Raw genomic sequence first — 12,086 nt, forward strand, 5'->3', positions numbered from 1 at the left:
ATTTTTGAAATACATGAATATATAATTCATGATTATCAAATTATTAAAAAATATATAAAATTAAAAAAAGAAGAATTTTAAGTATTGACGAAATTGCACATATTAAAAAAGTTATTAAAGTAATTCACTATTTAATTGGTGCATAAAAAGAAATAAACAAAATAATTTTAAATCTAAAAGAATTCAACTAGCCAACACAGTTTTTAGCCTTTATAAATTTTATTTAGCATAGTTCTTTTATCATATTTAGAAAAATATATGTATAAATTCAGGAGTAACTAAAAGAAGTAGTGGTTTTACAACTTTACTTGTAGTTTTTAAAAACAAAATAGAGGTCTTTAAAATAACAATTACTACTGGTATCTTTTAACTATAGTTGATATAAGCATGAGTGCTTCCATCAAGAATAGAAAGATTTTAAACATCCAAAACCAACGCTATTTATTGGTTTCTTTTTTTTGTTTTACAATACATAGCTAAGATAATAATTGTTTAAAGTAATTTATCTATATTTTAATTTTAGATTTTTTCTTTCATGCTAGTTAAAAATGAAATATAAGGGATAAAATAGGCATTTTTAATGGAAAGAAAGACTGGGGATTTTAAAACCATTTATAAGTAATTTTAAAATAAAAATCGTATGTACATCTTGCTTTTACAATAATGTTCAGTATCTTTAAGATCTTGGATAACCTTTTTAGCTACTTTTAAAGCTTCTAGTTTGGCTATTAATTTATATTAAAAGGGACTTTGTAAGTCTAATAATTTTTTTCAAGCTCTGTATTACTATATTCTTAAAGCTTTATTTTAATTGATTTATTTTATCTTGATAATTTTTAAATTCGTCATTAATAACCTTATTATTAAGCTTTAAAACATCTGAAAGCAATAAATCTATTGTTTTTTTCGTTTACATATGCCTCACAAGCCATTATAAACAATAATAATAGCATAAAAAATACTTTAACTATGTTCTTATTTTCCAATAGTTACTCCTACATTTAGGTATAACAATGAAATAAAAGCTAGCACAACATTGCAAAATATAAATCTCTCAATTAATTTTTGACTAATAAATGGTTTGCATTAATGTAGTAGAATAAAAGTTGGAATGATTAATAAAGTATTATTTAGTAGATTAAAAATAATACTTTAAAAACAAAAGTCATTTTACCAAATGGACCTTTTACACTAAAATTTGCAAAATAAAAATGCCTAGAATACATTTTTTAATATCACTTTGATTCCAAATTTTTAATTTTTTTTCTATTTAAACTTTTTAATCTATATTTATTTCTATTAAATTTTTTTTTATTATAGAGTGTATTACCATCTATAGAGCTTTTTCTATTTATTGCCTTTCTTTTATTTAAATTAAATTTTTTATTGAAATGTCTTTTAATAAGAAAATTAACAATAAGAAGGGCCAATATTGGTAATATACTAAAGAAAATCAATTTTAAGAGGATAGTTTTTGTGTTCATAATTAAATTCTCAACTTATTATATGATTTTTATTGTAAAAATTCCATTTTTTAAATTCCATTTTTTTGTGACCGCCACCAATTATTGAAATACCATTAATAATATTTATTAAAATAAATAATGCAAAGATATAAAAAGACAAAAATTGTATAATTAGTGTACTCTTTATATATTTACATTAATTTAATTAAGTTTTCTACTATTTTTGCTGAGTTAGAAGAGGCTTTTTTTAAAAATTTTTTATAATCATCATAATTATTTTCATTATTAACTATATCAGATATTCCCCGGATGATTATAAAAGGAATTTTAAAATTATATGCTACTTGAGCCATTGCAGCGCTCTCCATGTCTATTGCAATTGCATTTTCGAATTCTTCTGGAATTTCTTGAAAATTTTGATGGTCAATGAATTGATCTCCAGTAATTATTAAGCCCAAATAAGAGGTTGTATTTTTTATTTTTATCTTAGAAACTTTCCTTATAAGAGCAGTGTTTGCTTTAAATTTTTTAGGGTGTTCCGGAATATGTCCAATTTCATAGCCAAATCTATGCAAATTAAAATCGTAATTTGTTGTTTCTGTAGATATTATAACATCTCCTACTTTTACGAATTTATTTTTGTTGCTATAAATTCCACTAGCAACTCCAGCATTGATTATATGACTAATTTTGTATTTTGATATAATATAGCTTGTCCAAAAAGCTGTATTTATTTTTCCAACTCCCGTAGCTATGGTAATTATATTATGATTAAGCACTTTCCCAATAGTAATCTTTTTTTTTCTTCTATGTTCTTCTATTGAAATAGATTTTTTATTTTGAATAATTTTATCTATTTCTGCTATTTCTGCTTTTGTAGCTGATATTATTAAAATATTGCTTTGAGAATTTTCATCTGATTCATTTATTTTTGGCTCATTTCCCCAAATATTTAAAACAATAGATAAAAAAATTATTAATGGGTTTGTTATATTTTTGATTTTCATAAAGAAAGCTCCATATATGTTTTTTATTAATTTTATAAATTAATATTTCTATATTTTCATTAGTTTAAATAGTATTGCAATATTATACTATTTATAATATTGCATTGGTTGGATTAGATTTTTCAAATTGTAAAAATTTAAACTAGAAAAACTTCAATAATTATACATAGCTAATCTTTCATTATTTGTTTTATTATTGTCTACAATAGTAAAACAAAATTTTTAGTTAAGCGTAAAATTTAAATTTAATTGATTCGTGTAGTATACTTGCTTACATTACTATAATAATTTTTATTATAAGTAAATTTTAATTATTTTTAATTTTTGAAATTAAGGAGGGGAGATTTATGGTCAAAAAAAGTTGTTATTTCATCAACATCTATAATGTTATCTATTTTCTCATTAAGTTGTGATTTGCGAAAAGAAAATGCTGGAAACAAAATAGGTAGTGTTATTAGTTCGGGAAAAGATTATTGGGATAATTTAGGTTGTAAATATTTAAGTGGATCTGAAAAATCTATATTCAATGCATTTCCTAAGTCTAAAAAAAGTCAAGTGTTTTATTCTATTTTAAAGAAAGAAAACGGAAAAGATGCTATACAATTATTAATTAATTGGGGTATAGATTTTCAAACAGCAAGCTCTATTGCTATTAGCATAGATAAAGAATTAGTAGAGCTTAAGAATTCTCAAATTAAATTATCCGATAACGATTCTTATGAGGTAGGGAATGCCGGGAATTATAATTTACCTTACAGCAGTATTGACAGTGATAATAACTTATTAAGTGCTGATAGTTCCTTCTATTCTAATTTAGACAGCAATGATAATGCAAATACGAATTATTTAAATAGCCAGAACTATACATATCAAGAATATACCAATAAACAAGCACAAGAAATGCAAGAAATATTTAAGAAATATAAAATTTTTAAAGAAAATGCTTATAAGCTTTCACAAACTTTGAATAAGTCTACTTCTTATGCCGAGGAATTAAACACAAAATTATCTGAAATCAATACGAAAGAAAATAATAAATTTATTTTAAAAGCAGATGATATAAAAGATATAATAAGATTAATAGCCCGAATAAAAATGACTCAATATACAGATTTGTCAAAAAAAATACTTGATAATAACTTTTCAAACATAGCTAGTGATGAAGAGTCAGCTCGTTATGTTCTTTTATATAAGAATACTAATAATCCTTATCTTGAAGTTCGAAAAATACTTGGCAGCATTTTAAGCAAGATATCAAGCATAGTAGGGGGATCTAAGGCTAATGTAGTAGATATTGAGGACTATGAAAAAATTAAAAAAGCTAAAGAGTATGCTCAAGGTGTGCTTGACATATTAAAATCAATAGATTCTGGAGAGGCCATAGAAGCTGTTTTAAATAAAGCAAAGCAGCTAGAAAAAAATAACTAGAAAAGCATTAAAGAATAATAAAGTATTATTGAATATACTCTAAAAAGATAAAGACATAGATTTATTTTAAGTTAAATCTATGTCTTTTATTAAGCCAATTTGGAAAGGAAGTTAAAGGTGGCTTAGATATTCTAATTTTTATAGTTTAAAATAATAGATAAAAGGCCCTTTATAATTTTTGTGAACATTTTTCTTATAGGTAATAATTTTTAAACAAATTTTCAATCTTTTCTAAATTTAAATTATCTAAAGCCTCTTTTACAGACAATAAGCGATTAACTATTTTTTGAGGGTTAATTTATACAATATGTCATTTAAAAAACAATTATTAGTACGTGTGTCTGTTTCAAACAAATACCCATAAGTTCTCTTAATTTATCATTGATTAAAAAACTCTTTAAAAAGTTATAAAGTCGCTTGTTCACATTAAATTTCTACATCTTATTGCTGTCATTGCTTTTAATATATATTAAAATATGGGGTGAATCCCCCCACAATGAAATACAATTTTCATTCTTAAGCCAATAATTTACTTGAATCTACTATTTATTTGTATTAATAGTAGAGCTTATAGTTTTAAAATCTATGCTTAAATTGATTGATTAGCTATGATGTGAAAATTAATATAAAGTTTTAAATTGTACAAATTTTTACAATATTCCTTTTTAAGAAAAAAATTTCCAATCAAATTTAAAATTTTTTTGATATAAATGTAATTACAAGCTTATTGGCTAAAAAAATATTGTGTGAATCACGTTATATTTGTTTTTATTATTCAAGGGGTTATCTAGAAACTAGATTTGATTTAATCAAATTAGAAAATATTTTTAACTTTTTTTGAAAAAATTCTATTAACCGAAAGAATTTTCATAAAATAAATCCTAATGAATTCGATCAACGAATTCATTTTACTAAACTACAGAATTTTTCTTTTGTCAGATTGGTATCTATCTTTTGCAAGATTTTATTAATTTAAATATATTTATTATTATTTTTGATTTTTATTGTAAAGAGGGTTCTAAATATTACAAGAATAGGATTATCCAAATCAAGAAGCAAAGCCTTAAAATATTGCTAACAAATCATCTAAGCAAAAAAATAATATCAGATACAAAGATATCTAATCTCTTTTTTAAAAACTCCTTTTTAATCAATTAATAAAAGAAGCAAACTTGTAAATAAAGTGGGGAATGATTACTAGAACCTTATGCAGCAACACTATAAATCAAGTTAATATAAATGCTTCTAGTAAGAATTTAGACCTGTAAGTATCCATTACGATTATTAACCTCGCTGCTAATAATTTATAAAAATTGCTTTTAAATTTTGGTTTCAACTTATAGCAAAATTCAAAAAAGTATTTATAGCCAAAACCCTCTTTTAATTCTTTAAGCCTCTTTAAAAATTTATTAACCAATCGACTTCTTTAAAAAAAGATTAAAACTTATATATCTATCTAATTTATAATATTCGCTATCTTTTATCTTTTTCAACACCTAAATACATTTTATTTTATGAAAAATTTTATTTGAAGTATTATTTTTTAAATAAAAATAAACAAAAGAAATTTTTCATCATTAAAAAATTGTCCCGATTTAACAATACAAGAAAATACAGTATAAGGTGAGCAGCCCTTAGTGTTACTAGTACTATAATTGAATGCGCTATAGATAAATCAGTAGATTTAGAGGCACTTGTTAATAATGTACAAAATAAAGCAAATTCAATTGAACTAACTTATAGAAATAAAAATTTAATGCATATAAGTGACACCTTGAAAAAGGTTGATCCTGATTTTCAAAATAGAAATTTTACGGAAAATAATCTTATAGAAAGTGGGTTTAGAGGTCTTGAAAAATTAATTACTTTCCAAGCTTAATATTTTTTATATTATCAGAGAGTACTCAAGGTATCTAAATATACAAATTAAAAGTTCAAGCTAGGCAAATGAAAAGGAATTATTACTAAACCATTTTAAAAATTTGCATATGCTTAATGAAATTGAAATAGAATTTAAGGACTTATTATTAAAATCAAATTTTAATGATTATAAATATATAATATTTTGGATACAGCACATAGTTTTAATGTGATATCTAAAAAATGCATTATTTAGTATCGATTATATTATTATTCCAATAATAACTTAGGAATGGGTAGTTGAGTGTTTAAATTTATGTGATTATTTTTTAAATAAATTAGGTTTAAAGGTCTTATTATGTTTGCTTATAACCAGATTTAAGAAAATAATATACATAACAAGGGGTTTCTAAATTTATTAAAGAATAGAGGTGATTTTTTGGGTATTATACCTGAGAGGGAATATTTAAATAAAAATATATCTGTAATTCTAGTTTTTCTTTTGAAAAGGATTTTATACATGAATATAAAAGCGTTATTAATAAGTTTTTGGATTATTTAAAAATGATGTAGAAAATATAAAATAGGCGAATTTATCTTGTCTTAACATATGCTTCTATTATAGATCCAACTGTGGTGTATTTTGATAATGTCTTAATATATTCATCTATATCTAAATATCCTAAAGTTTTACCAAAATTCTTATCTTCTACAAGTTTATCAAGAACTATAATAGGATCAATAGAAACTCCTTTTTCTTATGTAAAATGTTATTATTCTGTTGCTAGTTGGAAACAATCTCACTATAAAAAGGGGTCTATATTTTTAATATAATAAATATTAAAGTCATTCAAAATATATAATTTTAATCATCACTAGACTCTATTATTTCTAAAAAATATCCCTGCGGTTTCTATTGATAATAAATATTGAAATAAGACTTTAGAATAAAAAATCAAAAACATTAATAATCTATCAATAATTATTTGCAATAATTGCATTACAAGTTTAAACTTAACGTATATATGTATATGTTAAGTAAAAATCAACCCTGTTTATAGGATGTTTATAATCGGTTATTTCTGATAACCATAAAATTTAAAAAAATCAAGCTACTATAATAATTTTATATGTTAGGAAGAGTTAATATGATCAAGTTCCCTAAAACCCATATACCGAAAATTCATATAGTAAAAAAAGAATATGAAGATGCCACTATTAAGTGGGATAAAGAATACTCATTGTTTAGAAAACTACATGGTAAAAATAAGACGCTTGAAGATTGGTTAGAATATATAAAAAAAGAAGAAATGAAAAAAATTAAAGAATTTTCAAATAAATTTGTCGAAAAAAGGTACCAAAAAAACCATATCTTGGAGCCTTAATGGAGCTCTAGATCCAACTAAAGGGAAAAATAAAAATATTATAATAAAGGATAATTATAAAATATGAATAAAAGCGCTTATACAAACTTTAAAAAAGAAAAAAGAGCCTATTTAATAGTAAAAAAGTTGGTATTAATTAATTTGGGAATAATAAATAAAGATAATAAATAGAATATGGAAATTATCAAAATCAGTTGCGAAAAACTACTTTAAGTGCCATAAATAATAAAATTGATGTAAATTTTATATAAAAAGAATATAAAGATTTTATAAATTTAATGATTATAAAAAATTTAAGGGATTTTTAGAAAGGCTTAATTTGAACAATAGACTGGTAAATATTCCAACAGTAGTAAAGTATAAACATATATTATGATGTCTATCATATCATTATCATTTATTATTGCATTCTTGCTAAGAAACCTGAACTTAAAATACGTTGAACCGAGATATTTAAATTAAAGATGAGAATATTTAATATTGACACTAATAGATTAATTTCTGGTAAATAAGAATAAAAATTAAAAAATAGTATAGAAATATACAAGATTTAATTAATGTTTATTAGTACAAAAAGATAAAGCAATACAAACTTAGTCCTAGTAATACAAAATGAGCACGCTCTTTTTTAGATAGGGTTTTTAGAAAAGCTTAAAAAATATTTTAAAATTTAAAAAAGTTCAAAAATATTAAGGGGTTTAAAAGAAATTGAAAGAACAATAAGATTTTTTTATGAGAATAAAAATACATTATTACGTTATATATTCCCTAATATAATTATACACTTATTATATGCCAATTAAGGAGAATATTTTTATGAAAAACAACATAATTTTATGTATGTGTGTTTTTTACTTTTAAACAGCTGTAGTGCCGATCATGATGCTGAAACAGCAATAAAAAAACATATCAATGAAACAAAAAATGCAAATATTAATGAAATCAAAAATTTAATAGAGATAAGTAAAATACCCTTAAATAAAAACGAAATGCCAACAATTGAACCAGAGAGTCAAAAAACTGTAGATATTCAGCGAAAGTGATGAAAAAGCTTTTACAATAGATGTAAGGGCCTTTAATTTTATAAATACTTTTTTAACGAATATTAAACTCGATAACTTTGTAACAATATTTCATAAACTAAACCTACAATCACCGGCTAAAGTGCTAAATAGCATAACAATTTTAGAACTTAACCTAGAACAGATAATTAATCACCTATCTTTGAAAAAAGATGTTTTAGATAAGACAAAAATTTCAGATTTAAAAATGATTAAAAATTCCCTTAAACAATTATTCTCTATAAGGAAAATTTTTTCAAAAAAAATAAAACAAATTTTATTAGATTATCAGAAAGATGAAAATTCTATAAAAACAGAAGATTCTAAACTAGAAACCTATTTGGGTGCAAAATTGAATCAATTTAATGAGAAAAGAAAAGGGGTTAATAATCTGAAAACAGCCATATTATTAATACCCATTCCCGACATTACAAATTAAAATTTATTTAAAAAGTTTATTATTTTTATAGTTAACACTGATAAATTTTTGTGATAATTGTGGTGGTAAAGCTGTTTTATAAGGTAAAATCTAGAATAGACCGATAAATACTAATGGCATTTGGATTTGCACATTAAAACAAAATTAAATCCCCATATATAGGAAAGATATTTAATACAAATAAATAAAAAAATCAAACATAACACTGATTACTACTTGAATTAAAAGTATTTATAATTCAATTCCATAAACAATAGAAGAATAATTTATGATTGATATTAATTAAAAATTAATAAACACTTAACCCTTTAAAAGCAAAAATACAAAAACAAATATTTTAATATTAAAATTAACTAAAACGCGATTTCCTTAAAATAAGAAACTTTACTGATAATTTTAGAAAGGTTAAACCGGTATTAAAGGGCGAGTTATTTATTTTTATATATAAAAATCAAAGATTATAAAAATAGCTTCTTGTTTTATCTTATAATAGCTTTTTGGGCTCTTTTTTAAGAGCAGGCATCTACTACTAAAGCATAATCTACAAGCTTTATTTATGGAGATTCCTGCCTTGGTTTTTATTTCTTTATGATAATAAGCCTTAAAATTTAACCCTACTACATTTAATATCTCTATCATGCAAAGTGCTACAACTACTGCAAATCCATCTAGCATCCCTTAATTTTAGAGGTATATTTTTAATACCATAATTGTTACATAGTTTACTTGATAGGAAATATCTACTTTATGCAAATAGGATCCACTCCGCCTTGATTTACATGATAATCGGCTTACACATTCATGCCATCCTAAATCATTAATGCTTTTCCCAAACATTCCTTTTTTTTCATACCTTCAGTTGATGAGTTTTCCATTATTATGTTTTTATAATTAACTACAAAGTAGTAGATAATTTATGTAAAAGGTCTTTTCTTTAATTTGAAACTTTATCATGTAAATTGACAATTCTTAATCTAGATTTAGCTTTATTGATAGCCACTTCTTGTTTTTTTGATAGTTTTCTTTGGTATTTCCCAAGTTTATTTTTATTTTTAAATAAAAATTTAAGATGATTGGTTCTCTCAATTCCACCACTTACTAAAAGCAAACCATACTAATATCAATACCAACTAACTTCTTTTTTATTCTCTTTAATTTTATTGTTATTTTCAATATCTACGCACTCAACTACTACTAAAATATAATTTATTATTAGTATCTTTTTCTACTACATTTCTAATAATTCCTTAATTCTTGATACTCCAGTAGACATAACTTTACAAATTCTATTTTAGGGAGCTTTATATAGTCATTTTCTATTCTTGTTTATTTTTAAAAATGATTAGTTCTAAAAGTTTGCCTATTTTTCTTGATTTTATATTTAGAAATTCCTTATATGCTATCCCCTTTTTTAATTTCTCTGAAAAATTATTATATACGAAGTTTAAATTAATTTGAGAATTACAAAGAGCCAAACCATCAACTTCTCTTAATAATAGAAACTCTTCTTTATATTCACTTAGATAATTAATAAAACTTTGCTTATTGTTTTATAATAATCTATTTTATAACTTAATATTTTGTTATATAAATATTATACATCTAAATACTTTTCAAAAGTATTTTTTTAAAAATTAGTGTTAAGATATATTCTGTATATATAAGCTATTTTAACACTCATTATTTTTTAATTATTAAATTATATTTAAGCTACTTCTAAGAAAATTATGTGTCGTTTTCTTTAGAGAAAACCGCGATTACTAGGTTAATTAAAGTCTTTTTAAAAAGAAAAATCAAAATCCTCCTATATCCATGTCATATTAATTGCTTTATAGAATTTTTTTTATTTGATATCTACATTTATTGCTTATAGAATCTATTGAATAAAAAGTTGATTTTGACCATTAAGCACGACAGTATTAAAAAATGTACCACAATCTAAACCACCTTTTTTATTAATTTTTTAAGGCTTTGATAGATGCTAGCAAGCAATTATGTCAATTTTGTATTTTTAAAAACACAAATAAGTAAGAATTAATATAAAAAATGCATATATAAAAAAAGCAAAATCATAAAACAAATAACAGCCATTTACTCAAATACAAAGTGAATTTCATGATTATTTATAAAAATAGGATTAATACCTATTTTTTCTTTTTAAGAGAAAAATTATTTTAATACCTTTTTTAACATTTTTATTTTCTATGCTTTCTAAGAAAGCTACTATATAATAGATCAAAATAGTTCTTTTATTCTTTATAAAAATATATTTTTTTAACTAAGCCAATTTGTTAAAGATAGCATTTAAAATTTTTGTAATTTATAATTTCATAAAAACAAAACGATATCAACAAATAAACTACTTTATAAACAAGTACATAGGCTATTCCTATTTTTTGCAATATTACATTTAAAAAGAAAATAACAAAAAAAGGTATAAATGATAACAACACCCATATGAACAATCTTACTTACTTTATAAAACCTCCCCATAAATACTCTAAATACTTTACAAAGTCTTTATAAATTTAAAGATTTTAACTTCCAAAACAACAGGTGTTAAAAATCTATTTATAGATGAAACATACTATTATTGAAATAACCAAATTTGGCAAAAACCAATCAAGAATGTATAAAATAGATTTTTTAAAAACTCAAAATACTATAATGTTTATTATAATAAATATATTATTATAATTATTTAAATAATATATTTTAATTGACTTAATATTAAATTATATATTGAATTAAATTAATTATATTATTATACTGAAGTCTAAATTATATTCAAGGAGAATGTTTATGAAATACTATGTAATTATAATAAGTATATTTGTTTTTCTTTTTTTATATGCTTGCAACCCAAATTTCAACACTAATCAAAAAGACACTAAAAATCTGCCCAACAAAAAGGAATTAAAACTTAGCACAGAAGTAAGCTCTAACCAAGAAGAAGATCTAAATAAAAAAATAAAAAATACACTACTTAATAGTTTAAAAAATTTAATTGAACTAGCTAACACACAGAAAGAAAAGTATATAAAAATGATGGGGGAAGAACCTTCTGACCAATACGGAATGGATTTTGACAAGTTTAGTTGGGGAAAAAATACAGAAAAGGTATCCTCCAATACCGCCAGATCTATAAAGTATAGAAGACACACTTATACCATTTTAAGTTCTATTGACACTAAGGAATTTAAGGAATTTGCAAATATTATAAAGCTGTCAACAAAAGATAACATATATAATCTCTTTAGTGGCTTTGGGCAGGCTCTTGACATAGTAACTGATTACTTATACTCCAAAAAAGAAACTCTAGATAAACTAGATGCTTCGGATTTAGAGAAACTTAAAAATTCATTTGAAAAACTATTATCTACAATAAAAATTGTCTCAGAGATGTCAAAACAACTTTTATTAGATTATAAAAATGATGA

General features: G+C 22.9%; 9 protein-coding genes. 6 read left to right on the top strand and 3 right to left on the bottom strand.

Going from position 1 to position 12,086, the window contains the following annotated elements:
* Positions 1–802: 802 nt before the first annotated feature.
* Both HNR35_RS05965 and HNR35_RS04790 read right to left on the bottom strand, forming a co-directional pair.
* On the bottom strand, positions 803–889 hold the full coding sequence (locus HNR35_RS05965) for a hypothetical protein (protein ID WP_214646002.1): 87 nt from the start codon (positions 887–889) through the stop codon (positions 803–805).
* 768 nt (positions 890–1,657) lie between these two features.
* The gene (locus tag HNR35_RS04790; RefSeq protein WP_011703920.1) at positions 1,658–2,473 is read right to left on the bottom strand and encodes a 5'-methylthioadenosine/adenosylhomocysteine nucleosidase; all 816 of its coding nucleotides are present in this window, start codon (positions 2,471–2,473) and stop codon (positions 1,658–1,660) included.
* Positions 2,474–2,797: 324 nt separating this feature from the next.
* On the opposite strand from HNR35_RS04790, the gene HNR35_RS04795 reads away from it, so the two are divergent.
* The 5 genes from HNR35_RS04795 (at position 2,798) to HNR35_RS05825 (ending at position 8,646) form a co-directional block, all read left to right on the top strand.
* Positions 2,798–3,901: a hypothetical protein gene (locus HNR35_RS04795; protein WP_236845793.1), complete on the top strand. Its 1,104-nt coding sequence runs from the start codon at positions 2,798–2,800 to the stop codon at positions 3,899–3,901.
* 1,756 nt (positions 3,902–5,657) lie between these two features.
* The gene (locus tag HNR35_RS05905) at positions 5,658–5,780 is read left to right on the top strand and encodes a hypothetical protein (RefSeq protein WP_272872317.1); all 123 of its coding nucleotides are present in this window, start codon (positions 5,658–5,660) and stop codon (positions 5,778–5,780) included.
* A gap of 1,129 nt (positions 5,781–6,909) precedes the next feature.
* A complete protein-coding gene (locus HNR35_RS04800) occupies positions 6,910–7,146 on the top strand; it encodes a hypothetical protein (RefSeq protein WP_183224288.1) in 237 nt (78 codons plus the stop codon).
* 836 nt (positions 7,147–7,982) lie between these two features.
* A complete protein-coding gene (locus tag HNR35_RS05820) occupies positions 7,983–8,189 on the top strand; it encodes a hypothetical protein (protein ID WP_011703915.1) in 207 nt (68 codons plus the stop codon).
* Positions 8,190–8,250: 61 nt separating this feature from the next.
* Positions 8,251–8,646 (top strand): CRASP family complement regulator-acquiring lipoprotein, encoded by a 396-nt coding sequence (locus HNR35_RS05825; protein WP_419465737.1) that lies wholly within the window; start codon positions 8,251–8,253, stop codon positions 8,644–8,646.
* Positions 8,647–9,247: 601 nt separating this feature from the next.
* Here HNR35_RS05825 and HNR35_RS05830 read toward each other — a convergent pair.
* Entirely contained in the window at positions 9,248–9,349 is a 102-nt protein-coding gene (locus tag HNR35_RS05830; RefSeq protein ID WP_325064418.1) for a hypothetical protein, read from the bottom strand.
* 2,099 nt (positions 9,350–11,448) lie between these two features.
* Between HNR35_RS05830 and HNR35_RS04815 the strand changes: the two genes are divergently transcribed.
* A partial coding sequence (locus HNR35_RS04815) for a virulence associated lipoprotein (protein WP_183224290.1) occupies positions 11,449–12,086 on the top strand: 638 nt, incomplete at its 3' end.

It is taken from the genome of Borreliella spielmanii, from assembly GCF_014201705.1.
Classification (GTDB): domain Bacteria; phylum Spirochaetota; class Spirochaetia; order Borreliales; family Borreliaceae; genus Borreliella; species Borreliella spielmanii.